Here is a 14,208-nt window from a genome sequence, read left to right as displayed (position 1 = left end):
TCCTTGACCCTCGGAGGATCCATGCCCACGTACTCGTACCGCTGCACCGAATGCTCGACGGCGTTCGACATCCAGCAGGCCTTCACCGACGACGCGCTCACCGCCTGCCCCGCCTGCCAGGGCAAGCTGCGCAAGCTGTTCTCGGTCACCGGCGTGACCTTCAACGGCTCCGGCTTCTACCGCACCGACAGCCGCGCGGCGGCGGGCGGCGGGGAGAAGAAGAGCTCGGGCGGGGAGACGGGTGCCTCGAGCTCCTCCGGCTCGAGCGGGGAGAAGAGCTCCTCCGGTTCGGGTTCGAGCGCGGGGTCGAGCAGCTCGGGCTCGTCGTCGAGCGCCGCGCCCGCCGCTGCGGGCTGACGCGCGCCGAGCATCCCGACCCCGCCGTTGCCGACGGCACGCTACAGTCGTGCCGACCGGGGGCACGCCGGAAGAGATTATTAAGGAGAGCGTCATGCTCAAGGGCTTCAAGGAATTCATCCTGCGCGGCAACGTCATCGAGCTGGCCGTCGCGGTCGTCGTGGGCACGGCGTTCACCGCGCTGGTGAACTCGATCGTCACCGCGGTGATCAACCCCGCGATCGGCGCGCTGTTCAACGCAGAGAGCCTGGCCGACGCCTTCGTCGTGCGCATCCCGACCCTCGACGGCGGCAACGCCGAGCTGCTGTTCGGCGCGGTCGTCGCGGCCGTGCTCAACTTCATCATCGTCGCGGCCGTCGTCTACTTCGCCCTCGTCATGCCCATGAACTACCTCGCGCACCGCGCCGAGGCCCGCCGCAAGGCGGGCGCACCCGCTGTGTCGGAGAACGCCCCGCCCACCGAGATCGAGTTGCTCGCGCAGATCCGCGACCTGCTCGCCGAGCGCGACGCGGCCGGCAACTCGACCGCGACCGGCGCGCACGTCGCGACGCCGGACGAGCCGCGCGCCTAGCTCCTCAGCCCCGGGTTCCGTCGCGGGGTCCCCGGCGTCCGTCCCTCCTGCTCGTCGCGACGCGGCAGTGGACGGGCGGTGTCCGGCCTGCGCGGTCGATCGCAGTCAACACCGGCGATCCGCCCTTCGACGTCGGCGCGTCGTACGCTCGACCGCGCCAGCCGGACAGACGAGGAAGTCGACGAGGCGATCGAGCTACGGGTGCGAGTGCGGGCGCGGGCAGGAGTGCAGGCGACGCCGGACGAGCCGCGCGCCTAGCCGAGCGGGCGCGTCGGCGGGCGCGCGCCGAGCCGGCGCAGCACGACGAGCGCGTCGTCGGCGCGGGCGAGCGGCACGAGCAGGTGGTCGTGGTGGTAGCCGGCGACGACGTTCGCGCTGATGCCGACCTGCGCGAGGGCGGTGCTGATCGCCGCCGTGAGGCCGACCGAGTCGAGCGCCGAGTGCACGTCGAGCGTGATCCAGGCGTAGGCGGCCGAGCCGGGCACCCCGGCCGCGGCCGCATCGGCCGCGCGCAGCACGAGGGTGAGGCCCTCGCGCTCGCGCACGGTGATCGCGGCGACCCGCAGCAGCGCGTCCGGAGCGGGCTCGGGCATGACGGCGAAGACCCACTCCCCCGGCTCGCGGCGCGGGCTGAGTCCCCCGAGCAGGCGGCGCAGGTCGCGCTCGCCGTGCGGCAGTGCATCGGTCACGGGCGCCTCCTCGGCGGGGTCGGGAGCAGAGGTCGTGCACGGGGTGCCGCAGCGAGCGGTGCTCCACTGTAGACGCGCGCGCCGCCGCCCGCGCCCGGCTCAGTAGTGCGGGGGCTTCTCGGCGCGGAGGCGGTCGTCGTTCTCGTCGAGGCGGTGCCGCTCCGGCTCGGGGGCGGGAGCCGGGTCGCTGCCGGCGGGCGGCGACGTGGTCGCGCGTCGCCGCGGGCGGCGCGCGACGAGGGTCTCGGCCGATGACTCGGCGGCGGGATGCTCCGCCGGGGCCGCGGCGTCGGCGTCAGCATCCCGACCCTCGTCGGGGGGCGGCGCGGAGTCGGCGTCCGCTCCGCGACCGGGCGGGGCGGGCTCGGTGCTCATGCGACGGCGCTCGCCCCTGCTCAGCCGACCGTCGTGATCGGCTGGGTCTCGACCATCGCCGCAGCGGCGCGGGCGTTGGCGTGGGTGCCCGCCGGTCGCGGGGCCGGAGCCGGGTCGATCGGAGCCTGACCGGGCACGATGCCCGCCATCGAGGCGATGTGGTCGGCGACCGCGTCGGGCCGGCTGAACAGCTCGAACACGTGCACGCGCGCGTAGTGCCAGCCGAGGCGGCGCAGCAGGTCGGGGCGCAGGCGCAGCGACTCGCGCAGGCTCGTCCCCGCGAGCGCGGCATCGGTGTCGACGGCGACGCAGTAGCCGCCGCGGCTCGCGACGAGCGGGAACTTGCCGCGGTGGCCGAGGGCGACGCGCATGCCGCGCAGCTCGAGGCGGCGGGCGAGGTCGACGAGCATCGGGTCGGAGTCGTCGGGCACCGGCACGGCGGCGCGACGCTCCTCGATGTCGGCGAGCAGGTCGGCGAGCGCGCGCGCGCCGTGCGACAGGCGGTCGTCGTCGAGGTCGTCCGCGCGGATGCAGCTGACGATGCGCACGAATCGGCGGGCGCGGGTCATCGCGACGGCGAGCAGGCGGTCGCCGCCCGGTCGGCCGAGGGCGCCGAACTCGCTCAGCACGCGGCCGTGCGGGGTGCGGCCGAAGCCGATCGAGAAGACGACGCGGTCGCGGCTCTGCGCGACGGCCTGCTCGATCGTCATGACGGCGAAGGGCTCGGGCCGGTCGCCGAGCACGAAGTCGTGCAGGTCGGGGCGGGTGCCGATGGCCTCGAGCACCGCGGTCTGCACGCGCGCGGCGTGCTTGACGCTCGCGGTGATGACCATGAGCGACTCCTTGGGGCGGGCGCTCGCGTGCTCGAGCACGAGGTCGACGACGCGGCGCACCTCGACGTCGACGCTCTCGACCGCTCCCGACTCGTCGTCGGGCATGCCGTGGCCGTCGTCGAGGTAGTCGACGGCGATGCTCGGGTGGCCGAGGAAGGAGCCGGCCCAGGGCAGCGAGTCGATGCGGCCGCCGTAGAAGCGGCGGTTGACGAGCTCGGCGAGATCCTCGCCGCCGGCGCGGTACGAGCGCGTGAGCGACATGACGGGCAGGAGGTCGGCGAGCTGGAACAGGGCGGATGCCGCGTGCCGGGCATCCACGTCGCCGTCGCCCTGCGCGCTCTCGGCCGCGTCGCCCAGCCCGACCGTGAAGGGCGAGGGGCTCTGCGTGACGGGGTCGCCGACGGCGACCACCTGGCGCCCGCGCCGGATCGCCCCGGCGACCTCGGGCACGGTGACCGCCCCGGCGTCGAGCAGGATGACCGTGTCGAAGGGCACGTCGTCGCTGATGCGGTGCACGTCGTAGGGCGAGGCGAGCCAGACCGGCGCGAGCGGGCGGCTGAGGTGCGGGGCGGCGCGCTGCAGCTGCGCGGCCGTGATCGAGCCGCTCTTCAGCAGCGCCTTGAGCTCGGCGGCCTCGTCGGGCCAGTCGGTGATGCCGATCGACCAGCTCTCGGCGAGCTGCCACCCGAGAAGGGCGGCCGTGCCGGCGGCGTGCGCCTCGTCGACGAGGCGGAAGTCGGCCTCGAGGCGGTCGAGCACGGCGGTGTCGGCGCCGAGGAGGGCGCGGTCGGCCTGCAGCAGGGCGTCGAGGGCCGAGCGCCACCAGGCCAGCTCGAGCTCGGCCGAGACCTGCTCGTGCGGCACGTGGCGCACGGCGAGGTCGCTCAGCAGCGGCCCGACCTCCCAGCGCTCCATCTCCTGCAGCAGGGCGGTGCGCTCCTGCAGGTTCGCGAGCACGTCGCTGTCGGCGGCGAGGCCCTCGACCAGCACGACGAGGTCGGCGAGGCGGCGGTGGCGCAGCAGCTGCTCCTTGGCGTCGTGCCCGAGCGGGGCATCCAGCGCCTCGAGATCCTGCTCGACCTGCTGATACGCGTGGTGCACGTCGGCGATGCCCACCGGCACCTCGGGCGTGATGCCGATCGGCACGTAGCGCTGCCAGAGGATGCGCTGCTGCTGGATGCGCGTGAGCGCCTCGTGCAGGTCGCCGACGTGCACGCCGGGGCGCAGGTACTCCTTGGCGAGGCCCTTGAGTCGGCGGCGCGTGGCGGCGGGCATGCTCGAGCCCTCGCGGCGCGGGGCGGTCGCGGCGATGAGCTCGCTGAGCGAGCGGTCGAACACCGCGGGCTGGAACTTGTCGAGCGTGTCGCGGATGTCGGTGAGCAGGCGCAGGTAGATGCCGAGCTCGGCGAGCGTGTCGAAGGGCCGCATGGGCGTGGCGGCGATGAGGGCGCCGGCGCGCTCGAGCAGGCGCGGCAGCAGCTCCCTGTGCAGGCGCTTGGCGCGGTCGTGCGCGCGGTGCGCCTCCTCGCTCGTGCCGAAGCGGGCGTTGAACCAGGGTGAGTCGTCGGGCCCGTACTTGAACTGCCCGAGCTGCGCGGCCTTCACCATGACGTCGCTGGCGTGGGCGCGGTCGTGCGCGAGCAGCTCGACCGCGGTGCGGCTGAGGCGGGCGCGCGTCGTCGGCGGCACGGGCAGCAGCGCGAGGCGGCTGAGCTCGGTGACGCAGTCGTAGACGCTGATGCCGAGCGCGGGGTCGGGGCGCGAGAGCGCCTCGCGGTAGTCGACGAGCACGCCGCGCAGGCGGCTGAGCGCCTCATTGACCTCGCCCACCTGCGGCTTCTCGGCCTTCTCGTTGCGGCCGATGCCGCGGATGAGGTCGCGGCGCAGGCCGGCCGGGCTCACGGCGACGCCGGGCAGCCCGATCTCGGTGAAGCGGCCGGCGATCGAGCGCAGGCTCGCACGGCGCGAGCTGACGACGAGCACGCGCTTGTTCTGCGCGATGAGCTGACCGAGCGCATTGATGACGGTCTGCGTGCCGCCCGTGCCGGGCAGCGTCTTGACGACGAGCGAGTTGCCGGCCGCTATGTGCGCGATGACCGTCTCCTGCTCGGTGTCGGCGTCGAGCAGCATGAGGTCGGTCTCGGGGGCGCGGCGGTCGGCGGGCGTGACCTCGACGGGGCTCGCGCTCTCTTTCACCGCCCAGCGGGCGCTCGAGTTGCCGGCGAGGGCGTCGAGCACGGGATGCGCCAGATCGTGGGCATCGGCCGCCATGGGCGCGCCGACCTCGGCGAAGGTGCTGACGACGAGCCGCGGCGTGATGGTGAAGCCGTCGAGGTGCGCCGTGATGCCGCGCAGGCGGTCGAGCGGCGGGTTCGGCTTGAAGGTGCCCTCGTCGTCGGTGAGCGCGACGAAGGCCTCGGTGTCGAGGTGCAGCGAGAACTGCTGGGCGAGCGAGCGCACGAGGGCGGGGTTGACCTGCACGCGGCCGCGCAGGGTCAGCTCGACGTCGCGCCCGCGACGGCGCAGGCGCAGCGGGCGCAGCAGCAGCGGGGCGCGGAAGTCGACGCCGCCGTGGCTCCACTGCACCATGCCGATGCCGAGGGCGACGGCGTCGAGGCCGCGCACGCTCGCGAGCTCGAGGCCCTTGTCGGCGATGCGCTCGGCCGCGGTGCGGGCGCGGCGGAGGGCGATGTCGTCGCGCACGAGGTTGCTGAGCAGGGTCGGGCTGCCGGCGATGAAGCGGGCGAGACCGCCGGGGTGGCTCGTGCCGAGCTCGATGCGGGTGCGATCGGCGTCGTCGAAGTGCAGCAGCGGGGTCTCGCCGCCGAGGTGGGCGATCTCGTCGCGCCAGCGCTCCCAGACGGGGGCCGCGATGTTGCCGACGCTCACCGCGGGGTCGCCGAGGGTGAGCGCACCGGCCCGGCCGGCGCTCGTCGCGTCGGGGGTCGGGGCGTCGTCAGGGGTCTCGACCTCATCGGGGTCGTCATATCGCTCGGGTCGCCACACGCGGTCACCCTACGCGCGGTGCGGCGCCGAGGGCGGCATTGCGGCCCGCCCGGCGCGGAATCAGGCGGATCCGGGCGCCGCTGGGGCGCCTCGACCGCCCCGGGCGTCACGGGATGCGCGCGAAGAGCCCCTCGTAGCGCTCGACCATGCCGACCGGATCGACGTCGACGAGCGCCGAGAAATCGCTGTCGAGCGAGGAGTAGCGGTACTGCATCGCGCCGAGCCGCTCGTAGCGCTGCGGGCTCGTCCTGACCGGGCCGCCGTCGTCGGGCACGTACGCGGTGACGATGTCGGCGGTGCCGCCGACCGCGAGCCGGAGGCGGCGGATCGGCAGGGTGTTCGTGAGCGGCGACCCGGCGAGGTCGACGTCGAGGGCGCCGTCGAGGCGCGGCAGGGCTCCGGCCGCATCGGCCCAGCCGCCGCGCCCGTCGGCCACGAGGGCGAGAGCGGGGCCGGATGCCCGCTCGACGTCGACCGAGCGCGTGCACCAGCGGGCATCCCACGTCACCAGGTAGCGCAGCACGATGCCGCCGGCCGCGTCGACGATCGCCCCCGTCGCCCTGCCGCCGGCCGTGCCGTGCTCCACGGTGGCGCGCTCGACGCGGGCGGGCTCGACGTCGAGCGACTGCCAGCGGCGGGCGAGGCGCAGGAGCATGACCACATCATGCCGCGCGGCCCGGGAGCGCGCACGGTCGGCGCTCCGACGCGGCTCGTAGACTGCGGCGCATGGAGCTGATCGGCGGGGTCGTGGGCGGCCTCGTCGCCGCCGGGGGCCTCGTGCTCGTGCTCGTCGCGGGCGTCGTCGTCGGCGGCCTGGTGATCGTCGCGCGCCGCCGCCCGAAGCCGCAGGCGGCCCTCGACGAGGTTCGGCTCACCGCCGGCTCGGCCCTCGTGCGCGCCGAAGCCCGCGTCGCCGAGGCCGAGCAGGATCTCGAGTTCGCCGCCGCGCAGTTCGGCGAGCGCGCCACGCAGGAGTACCGCGCCGCGCTGCGCCGCGCGCAGGGCGACCGCGAGGAGGTGTTCCGGCTGCACGGGCTGCTGCAGAGCGACCCCGGCGCCAACCTGCGTCACCGCGAGCGCGCCGCGCGCATCGCCATGCTCGCCGACCGCATCGACCGCGGGCTCGGCGAGCAGGCCGACCGGTTCCGGCAGCAGCGGGCCGTCGAGACCGGCGCGCCCGAGCGGCTGCAGCGCCTGCGCGACCGCATCGGCGAGACCGGCCGCCGCATCGAGGCCGCGGCGCGGCGACGGGATGCGCGGCGCGAGACCTTCGACGCCCCCGCGCTCGGCGCCGAGGTCGACGCCCCCGAGCGCGCCGCCCGCCAGCTGACCCGTGCCGAGAGCCTGGCCTCGGAGGCCGCCGCGCAGCTCGCCGCCTCCGCGGCGAGCGCCGTCGCCGAGCGCCTCGCCGACGCCGAGCGGCTGCTCTACGCCGCGGAGGAAGGGCTCGAGCGCCTGGATGCCCGGCTCGCGCGGCTCGACGACGCGGCCGAGGCGCTCGACCGCCTGCGGCTCGACGCCCGGCTCGCGCGCGACGAGGCGCTCGGCGCCGTCGCGGCGGCTCCCGACCCGGCGACGGCGGACGGGCTGACCCGGGCCGTCGCCGAGACCGATGCCGCGATCGCGGATGCGGCGGAGGGCTCGCGGGATCCGCTGCGGGCGCTGGAGGGCATCCAGCAGGCGCTCGACCGGCTCGAGACGGCGCAGGCCTCGAGTCGCACGCAGACGCAGCGGCTGAGCCACGCGCGCGAGGCGTACCACGCGGCCCGGGTGCAGGCCGAGGCGCAGATCGCCGCCGCGCGCGACGCCATGGGCGGCGGCGCCCCGGCCTCGGCGCGGGCCCGCCTGGAGGACGCGCTCGTCGAGCTGCGGGCCTCGCGCGGGGCCTACGAGCACGACCCCGTCGAGGCGCTCGACGCGGCGCGGCGCGCGCTCGTGCACGCGCGCGACGCCGAGGTGCTCGCGAAGTACTAGCGCCGCGCCGCGGCCCGCGCGGCGACCCGGCCCGCGGCGGCGGAGGCGCGACGCCGAGTTGCGCGTTCCAGCCGAGTTGCGCCGACCGAACCCTCATCTCGGCGCGGAACCCGCGACTCGGCGGGCGCGGGCGCGAGCGGGCCGCGCCGCGGGTCGGTGCGCGGGTCGGTGCGCTGATCGGTGCGCTGATCGGGGTGCGAGCGCGCCGCCGGGCTCAGCCCGCGGCGCCCCGCTGCAGCCACGCGATGACGGCGAGCACGCGGCGGTGGTCGCCGCCGCCCTCCTCGAGGCCGAGCTTGGAGAAGATCGCCGAGATGTGCTTCTCGACCGCACCGGTGCGGATCACGAGGGCCTGCGCGATAGCCGCGTTCGAGCGGCCCTGGGCCATGCGCTCGAGCACCTCGCGCTCGCGGCCGGTGAGCGACTGCAGCGGGTCGACCCGGCGGGCCATGAGCTGCCCCACGACCTCGGGGTCGAGCACGGTGCCGCCCGCCGCCACGCGCTCGAGGGCCTCGCGCACCTCGTCGAGCGAGACAACGCGATCCTTCAGCAGGTAGCCGATGCCGCCCGTGCCGGCCGCGAGCAGCTCCTGAGCGTAGGCGACCTCGACGTACTGCGAGAGCAGCAGGATGCCGACCCGCGGGTGCCGCCGCCGCAGCTCGATCGCCGCGCGCACCCCCTCGTCGCGGAACGTCGGCGGCATGCGCACGTCGAGCACGACCGCGTCGGGCTGGAGCGTCGGCAGGGCCGCGAGCAGGGCATCCGCATCGCCGTAGGCGCCGACGACCTCGAGCCCCGCGTCCTCGAGCACGCGCACGAGCCCCTCGCGCAGCAGCACCGAGTCATCGGCGACGGCGACGCGAAGGGCTGGCACAGCGACCAGACTAGGCACCCGGCTGGGCGACGCCGAGCACGGGCAGGCTGACGGTGACGACGGTCGGGCCGCCCGCGGGGCTCGACAGCTCGATCGTGCCGCCGAGGCCCGCGCTGCGCTCGCGCAGGCCGGCGAGCCCGTGGCCCGTGCGCTCGACCGCGCCGCCGTGCCCGTCGTCGGTGACCCGGATGACGAGCTCGGCCTCGGTGCGCACCACCTCGAGCGTCGCGGCGGTCGCGCCGGAGTGCTTGGCGACGTTGGCGATGAGCTCGCTGGCGGTGAAGTACGCGGTGCGGGCGACCTCGTCGGGCAGGTCGACCGACGAGCCGAGGGTTGAGCGCAGGCTGACCGGGATGCTCGACCGCGTCGCGAGGGACTCCAGCGCGGCGAACAGCCCGCGGTCCATGAGCAGCGGCGGCGCGAAGCCGCGCGAGAGGGCGCGCAGCTCGTCGAGCGCGTCCTGCGCCTGGCGGCGGGCGGCCTGCAGCAGCTCGCGCGCCTCCTCGGGCGCGGTGTCGACGCGGCGCTCGGCGGCGGCGAGATCCATCTGCAGGCGGATGAGGCGCTGCTGCGGGCCGTCGTGGATGTCGCGCTCGATGCGGCGCAATGAGGTGCCCTCGGCGGCGACGGCGGCCTGGCGCGAGCTGAACAGGCTCGAGACCTGGTTCTCGAGCGCCTCGCTCTTGAAGCGGCCGAGGAAGGGGCGCGCGACGACCGCGTGCAGCCAGACGGATGCCCGCACGACGTAGGGCAGGGTGACGAGCGCGACGACGCCGAGCACGACGGCGAGCACGATGCCGACGGCGCGCAGCTCGCCGTCGAAGGGGCCGACGCCCACCAGGCCGTCCCAGCCGCCGATGAAGGAGAACGGCAGGACGACGAGCGCGGCGATGAGCGAGAGCCACAGCACGGTGACGATGAACGTCAGCGTCGCGATGAGCGGCGCGACGATCGCGCCGTGCAGCAGGCTCAGCCAGTAGTGGCCGTTGGCGAAGGGGTGCAGCATGCGCCGCCACGCGCTCGTCTCGCCCTCGAGGCGCCAGTGCGGCTCGACGATCTCGGCGTGGCCGGCCCAGCGCAGGCGCAGCACCTCGAGCGCGCCCGTCCAGCGGGCGACGAGCAGCGTCAGCAGCAGCAGGGGCACGCCGATGACGAGGAGCAGCAGCCCCACCGAGCCGGAGAACATCGAGTTGAGCAGCGCCGAGACGGCGATCGCGATGACGAAGGTGGGGACGAGGTAGACGAGGCCGCGGGGCACGGCGCGCCATAGGGCGCCGTACGACCAGTCGACGGGCGGGCGCGCGGGATCGGCGACGGCCGGCGCGGGCGCGGGGTACGAGGCGACGTCGGGCCCGGGGGCCGAGGTGTCGGGGGCGGCGGTGGTCATGGGGAGCTCCTGGTGGTCGGTGATGAAGGACCCCTTCAGCCTCGCGATCGTGCGCCCAGCATCCCACCGGGCCCGCCACCGTAACGAGAGGGGGGCTGACCCCCGCATCCGGCGGGGGCGCGCCACCCCGCGCGCGATCAGACCGTGAACGCCACGACCGTCACGGCGATGGTCACGCTGATCGGCGCCTTCCACTCCTCGAGCACGGCGGCGACCTTCTCGCGATCCTGGTGGAACGCGTTCGGCCCCATGAAGACGGCGTCGAGCGCCTGCTCGACGGTGAGCTCGACGCGACGGCGCACGGGCACCGAGACGACCGACGACGCATCCGGGATGCTCGCCGCCATCTCCTCCGCCTTGCCGGCCGGCACGCGCATGAGCTTGAGCCCGTGCCCGAGCTCGCGCAGGTGCTCCGCCTCGGGCACCACCACGATGGCCGTGCCGCCGGGAGCGAGCACGCGCCGCAGTTCGCCCGCGCTGCCCGGCGCGAACACGCGCAGCGCCAGGTCGACGCTCGCATCGCGCAGCGGGATGCCCGTCCACACGTCGGCGCTCACCGCGGCGAGGCGCTCGTGCGCGCGGGTCGCGATGCGCACGGCCGAGGTGGAGGCGTCGAGCACGAGCCCGCGCATCGCCGGGCGGTCGTCGAGGATGCGCGCGGCGTAGTGCCCGGTGCCGCCGCCGATGTCGGCGAGCCAGCCGGAGGCCTCGGCGGGCACCTGCGCGAGCACGGCCGCGGTGATCTCGTCGTGGAACCCCGCGCCCTGGAACCGCTCGCGCGCCTCGAGCATCTCGACGGTGTCGCCGCTCGCCGGCTTGCCCTTGCCCTTGTGCGCGGCGCGCAGGCTGAGGTAGCCCTGGCGGGCGCTGTCGAAGTGGTGGCGGTTGGCGCAGGTGGCGCCGCCCTCGGCGGGCGCGAGCGGCTCACCGCAGCTCGGGCACTGGAGGATGTCGAAGGCCGACTCGAGGGTGTTCACACCGGCAACGGTACGGGGCGCCAGCGCGTCGTGGGTGCACCGGTGACGCCGAGCCCGCTCAGGTCGATCGAGAAGACCCGGCCGGCGTCGGGGGCCGCGTGCCGGGCATCCGCGTCGAGATCGCGGCTCGCGGTCGTGACGAGCAGGTGATCGAGCGCGCTGCCCATGAAGGCGAGGCTCGTGACGTGCGGCACGGGCAGCGGCACGTCGCCGTGCGCGGTGCCGTCGGCGCTGAAGCGGCGCACCGCCGAGGCGTCCCACAGCCCGACCCAGAGGTCGCCGGCCGCGTCGACGGCGAGCCCGTCGGGGATGGCGTCGGCGAGCTCGACGAGGGCGTGCCGCTCGCCGACGGCGCCCGTGGCCGCGTCGTAGGAGCGGGCGAAGATCGTGGAGCGCTGCGAGTCGACGTGGTGCAGCACGTCGCCCGCGGGCGAGAAGCCGAGCCCGTTGCTGAGCCGCAGGTCGTCATCGATCACGGTGACCGCGCCGTCGTGCTCGAGGCGCAGCAGCTGGTTGCCCTCGCCCGGCTGCGACTCGTCGAGGGTCAGGGTGCCGACGAGCAGGCGCCCCAGCGGGTCGATGACGCCGTCGTTGAAGCGGCGCCCATCGGGCACGAGCTCGCGGCTCGTCGTGACCTCGCCGAGCGCGTCGACGATCGCGAGGCGGCGTTCGATCGCGACGAGGAACTTGGCGTCGCCGAAGCGCGTGGCGAAGCCGACCCGCTCGCCGAGGTCGTGCGTGCGCAGCACCTCGATGCCGGCGTCGGGCATCGGGCGCGCGACGACGAGCAGGCCCTCCTCGACGTCGATCCAGCTGACCGTGCCGGTGCCGGCGTCCCACTGCGGGCCCTCCCCCAGCACGTAGCGGTCGGTGGGCAGGGCGCGGGGCTCGGGGGTCGCGGGCATGGCCTCGACCCTAGCGAGCGGGCTGCGAGGCGGCGACGGGATGCCCGGCGCGGGCTGAGGCGAGCGGCCGGGCCGCGCGACGCCTCAGCCCGCGCGCCGGGCCTGCACCATCCGGGCGACGACCCGCCCGCCGATGAGCACCTCCATGAGCGCCGCGGGCCGGATCCAGCGCGAGCGCGGCAGATCCACCACCCCGCCCTTCGCGATGCTCACCGCGGTCAGCGCGGCGACGGGCAGCGCCCAGGCGGCGAAGGTCGCGACCTGCCAGGGCCGGCTCTTCTCGTGCGTGAGCACGAACCACGTCCACAACGCGGTGTCGCTGAGGTAGTCGCCCTGCGTTCCGAACCTCGTGACGGTGCCCGTGGCGCGGGCGACCTTGCCGTCGACGAAGTCGGTGACGAGAGCGAGCACCGGCACGGCGTCGCCGAGGCGGTGCGCGGCGGCCGGCAGATTGGCCCGGGCGACGGTGAGCAGATTGGGGATGCCCATCGTGCGGCGCTGCTCGAGCATCCCGAGATGGGTGACCGTCATGACCCAGCTGGTGACCACCCAGGCCCGGCCCTTCGGGTGGGCGAGCGCGCCCATGGCGAGGTGCACCGCGGTGGCCTCGGCGACCGCGATCGGGCGCTTGCGGGCCTCTCGCACGCTGCGCACGGTGATCTCGGCGGCGAAGCGGCCCCAGGCGCGCGGGCCGAAGCGGCCCTGCCGCAGGCCGTCGAGCAGGGCGTTCGAGGCGGCGCGGCTGTCGGCGCCGTCGATCGCGGCCGCGCGGGCCCGCTCGCGCGCGCGGGCGTCGAGCGCCTCGGTGACGACCGCCCCGCGGGTCGGCAGCGGCGGGGTCGGGCTCGGCGGGGTGCGTCGCGTCGGCACGGGGCTCCTTCGCTCGGGATGCGGCGGCGGGGCCGCACTGCTGTGCGTAGGCCGCCCGCCCCCGGGATTCGGAGCGGGCGGGCGGGGAGTCGGGTCGGGAGCGGCGGCGCCGGCGCGCGGGTGGTCAGCCGAGGGGATGCCCCACCGGCGTCAGCAGTCGGCGACGCAGCGGCGCGACGAGCTCGCCCGCCCCCTGCGCGCGCAGCCAGTCGGCGGCGTCGACCTCGTCGAGGAACGCCTCGAGGTGCTCGGTGACCTCGTCGAGCCAGGGCCCGAGCTCGGCGTCGGTGCGCCCGCGCTCGTGCGGCCGAGGATGGTCGCGCAGGTGGAAGTTCGCGGCGATGACGCCGAGCCAGTAGTCGTTGACGATGCCCTCGCGGGCGGTGCCGGCGAGCTTCAGCAGCATCGCGCTGATGAGGCCGGTGCGGTCGCGCCCGCCCGCGCAGTGCACGAGCACGGCGCCGTCCTCCGGCGCCTCGGCGACGGCGCGCAGGGCCGCGACGACCTTGTCGGGGAACGCCTCGAGCGTCGGCCGCCACGCGGCGGGGCTGTTGAGGCGGCGGCCCCACTCCCCCATGAAGGCGGCGTCGCCCTGGTCCTCGACCGGGCGGCGGTGCACGGTGACGCCGGCGGGCAGCGCGAGGGGAGCGACCTCGTCGTCGTTACGCAGGTCGACGACGGTGCGCACGCCCGAGGCGAGCAGGGCATCCCACCCCGCCGCGTCGAGGTCGTCGAGCCGCGGCGAGCGGAAGACCCGGCCGCGCACCGTGTCGGCCTCGGCCGCGGGCAGGCCGCCGAGATCCCAGACGTTGTGCAGGCCGCCCCAGGTCATCGCGCGCGTCATGAGGGACATGAGATCACGATTGCTCAGTTTCTCGAAATCGCGCCGGCGCCCGCGATGATGGCGGGATGCTCATCCGCCCCTTCCACGACGACACCGAGGCCGTGGTCGCGCTCTGGCGCGCGGCGGGCCTCACCCGCCCCTGGAACGACCCGCACCGCGACATCGCGCGCAAGCGGACGGTGCAGCCCGAGCTGTTCCTCGTCGGCGAGGTCGAGGGGCGCGTCATCGCGAGCGCGATGGCGGGGTACGACGGCCACCGCGGCTGGGTCAACTACCTCGCCGTCGACCCCGCGCACCGCGGCCGGGGGCACGCGCGCGCCCTCATGGCCGAGATCGAGCGGCTGCTCACGGCGCTCGGCTGCCCCAAGCTGAACCTGCAGGTGCGGGCCGACAACGAGGCGGCGCTGGGCTTCTACGCCGCCCTCGGCTACTCCCCCGACGCCGCGGTCAGTCTCGGCAAGCGGCTCGTCGACGACGCCCCTCTCGGCTGACCTGGCCGGACGCGGTCGAGACCGGGTCGTGACCGGCCGGGGTTCAGATCGCGCT

The 14,208-nt window shown here is 75.5% G+C and carries 14 protein-coding genes; 4 read left to right on the top strand and 10 right to left on the bottom strand.

Features of this window, described 5'->3' with window-relative positions; translation table 11 throughout:
* Positions 1 to 21 precede the first annotated feature (21 nt).
* The gene (locus tag HGB54_RS02810) at positions 22 to 357 is read left to right on the top strand and encodes an FmdB family zinc ribbon protein (RefSeq protein WP_168915106.1); all 336 of its coding nucleotides are present in this window, start codon (positions 22 to 24) and stop codon (positions 355 to 357) included.
* A gap of 49 nt (positions 358 to 406) precedes the next feature.
* The gene (mscL, locus tag HGB54_RS02805; protein WP_323740679.1) at positions 407 to 928 is read left to right on the top strand and encodes a large conductance mechanosensitive channel protein MscL; all 522 of its coding nucleotides are present in this window, start codon (positions 407 to 409) and stop codon (positions 926 to 928) included.
* 254 nt (positions 929 to 1,182) lie between these two features.
* Here mscL and HGB54_RS02800 read toward each other — a convergent pair whose 3' ends face one another.
* From HGB54_RS02800 to HGB54_RS02785, 4 genes are all read right to left on the bottom strand, one after another.
* Positions 1,183 to 1,617, bottom strand: a complete 435-nt coding sequence (locus HGB54_RS02800; RefSeq protein WP_228545904.1) for an ACT domain-containing protein — start codon at positions 1,615 to 1,617, stop codon at positions 1,183 to 1,185.
* Between the two features lie 99 nt (positions 1,618 to 1,716).
* Positions 1,717 to 1,992: a hypothetical protein gene (locus tag HGB54_RS02795; RefSeq protein WP_168915105.1), complete on the bottom strand. Its 276-nt coding sequence runs from the start codon at positions 1,990 to 1,992 to the stop codon at positions 1,717 to 1,719.
* Between the two features lie 20 nt (positions 1,993 to 2,012).
* Positions 2,013 to 5,831 (bottom strand): DEAD/DEAH box helicase, encoded by a 3,819-nt coding sequence (locus HGB54_RS02790; RefSeq protein ID WP_407663496.1) that lies wholly within the window; start codon positions 5,829 to 5,831, stop codon positions 2,013 to 2,015.
* Positions 5,832 to 5,937: 106 nt separating this feature from the next.
* Positions 5,938 to 6,486 carry a putative glycolipid-binding domain-containing protein gene (locus HGB54_RS02785; RefSeq protein ID WP_168915104.1) on the bottom strand — a complete coding sequence of 183 codons (549 nt, stop codon included), beginning with the start codon at positions 6,484 to 6,486 and terminating at the stop codon, positions 5,938 to 5,940.
* 71 nt (positions 6,487 to 6,557) lie between these two features.
* Between HGB54_RS02785 and HGB54_RS02780 the strand changes: the two genes are divergently transcribed.
* Positions 6,558 to 7,805 (top strand): hypothetical protein, encoded by a 1,248-nt coding sequence (locus tag HGB54_RS02780; protein ID WP_168915103.1) that lies wholly within the window; start codon positions 6,558 to 6,560, stop codon positions 7,803 to 7,805.
* A gap of 214 nt (positions 7,806 to 8,019) precedes the next feature.
* Here the strand turns inward: HGB54_RS02780 and HGB54_RS02775 are convergent, their stop codons facing one another.
* The 6 genes from HGB54_RS02775 to HGB54_RS02750 form a co-directional block, all read right to left on the bottom strand.
* The gene (locus HGB54_RS02775; protein WP_168915102.1) at positions 8,020 to 8,679 is read right to left on the bottom strand and encodes a response regulator transcription factor; all 660 of its coding nucleotides are present in this window, start codon (positions 8,677 to 8,679) and stop codon (positions 8,020 to 8,022) included.
* Positions 8,680 to 8,689: 10 nt separating this feature from the next.
* On the bottom strand, positions 8,690 to 10,066 hold the full coding sequence (locus HGB54_RS02770; RefSeq protein WP_168915101.1) for a sensor histidine kinase: 1,377 nt from the start codon (positions 10,064 to 10,066) through the stop codon (positions 8,690 to 8,692).
* A gap of 137 nt (positions 10,067 to 10,203) precedes the next feature.
* Positions 10,204 to 11,043, bottom strand: coding sequence for a putative RNA methyltransferase (locus HGB54_RS02765; protein ID WP_168915100.1), 840 nt, complete (start codon positions 11,041 to 11,043; stop codon positions 10,204 to 10,206).
* Positions 11,040 to 11,948 carry an SMP-30/gluconolactonase/LRE family protein gene (locus HGB54_RS02760; protein ID WP_168915099.1) on the bottom strand — a complete coding sequence of 303 codons (909 nt, stop codon included), beginning with the start codon at positions 11,946 to 11,948 and terminating at the stop codon, positions 11,040 to 11,042. The genes HGB54_RS02765 and HGB54_RS02760 overlap by 4 nt, the downstream gene beginning before the upstream one ends.
* Positions 11,949 to 12,032: 84 nt before the next feature.
* Positions 12,033 to 12,818 carry a CDP-alcohol phosphatidyltransferase family protein gene (locus HGB54_RS02755; RefSeq protein ID WP_168915098.1) on the bottom strand — a complete coding sequence of 262 codons (786 nt, stop codon included), beginning with the start codon at positions 12,816 to 12,818 and terminating at the stop codon, positions 12,033 to 12,035.
* Positions 12,819 to 12,942: 124 nt separating this feature from the next.
* Positions 12,943 to 13,671 (bottom strand): tyrosine-protein phosphatase, encoded by a 729-nt coding sequence (locus tag HGB54_RS02750; protein ID WP_168915097.1) that lies wholly within the window; start codon positions 13,669 to 13,671, stop codon positions 12,943 to 12,945.
* 56 nt (positions 13,672 to 13,727) lie between these two features.
* Here HGB54_RS02750 and HGB54_RS02745 point away from each other — a divergent pair, with 56 nt between their 5' ends.
* Positions 13,728 to 14,153, top strand: a complete 426-nt coding sequence (locus HGB54_RS02745; protein ID WP_168915096.1) for a GNAT family acetyltransferase — start codon at positions 13,728 to 13,730, stop codon at positions 14,151 to 14,153.
* Positions 14,154 to 14,208 lie beyond the last annotated feature (55 nt).

Source organism: Microcella flavibacter (assembly GCF_012530535.1).
Classification (GTDB): Bacteria; Actinomycetota; Actinomycetes; order Actinomycetales; family Microbacteriaceae; genus Microcella; species Microcella flavibacter.
The sequence above is the reverse complement of the archived record's forward strand: the minus strand, read 5'-3'. Positions and strand labels throughout refer to the sequence as shown.

What these genes read in the sequence shown, in the direction of transcription:
- HGB54_RS02810 (WP_168915106.1), top strand. Translation starts at nt 22, where the DNA reads ATGCCCACGTACTCGTACCGCTGCACCGAATGCTCGACGGCGTTCGAC.
- HGB54_RS02785 (WP_168915104.1), bottom strand. Translation starts at nt 6,486, where the DNA reads ATGCTCCTGCGCCTCGCCCGCCGCTGGCAGTCGCTCGACGTCGAGCCC.
- HGB54_RS02780 (WP_168915103.1), top strand. Translation starts at nt 6,558, where the DNA reads ATGGAGCTGATCGGCGGGGTCGTGGGCGGCCTCGTCGCCGCCGGGGGC.
- HGB54_RS02750 (WP_168915097.1), bottom strand. Translation starts at nt 13,671, where the DNA reads ATGTCCCTCATGACGCGCGCGATGACCTGGGGCGGCCTGCACAACGTC.
- HGB54_RS02795 (WP_168915105.1), bottom strand. Translation starts at nt 1,992, where the DNA reads ATGAGCACCGAGCCCGCCCCGCCCGGTCGCGGAGCGGACGCCGACTCC.
- HGB54_RS02760 (WP_168915099.1), bottom strand. Translation starts at nt 11,948, where the DNA reads ATGCCCGCGACCCCCGAGCCCCGCGCCCTGCCCACCGACCGCTACGTG.
- HGB54_RS02770 (WP_168915101.1), bottom strand. Translation starts at nt 10,066, where the DNA reads ATGACCACCGCCGCCCCCGACACCTCGGCCCCCGGGCCCGACGTCGCC.
- HGB54_RS02745 (WP_168915096.1), top strand. Translation starts at nt 13,728, where the DNA reads ATGCTCATCCGCCCCTTCCACGACGACACCGAGGCCGTGGTCGCGCTC.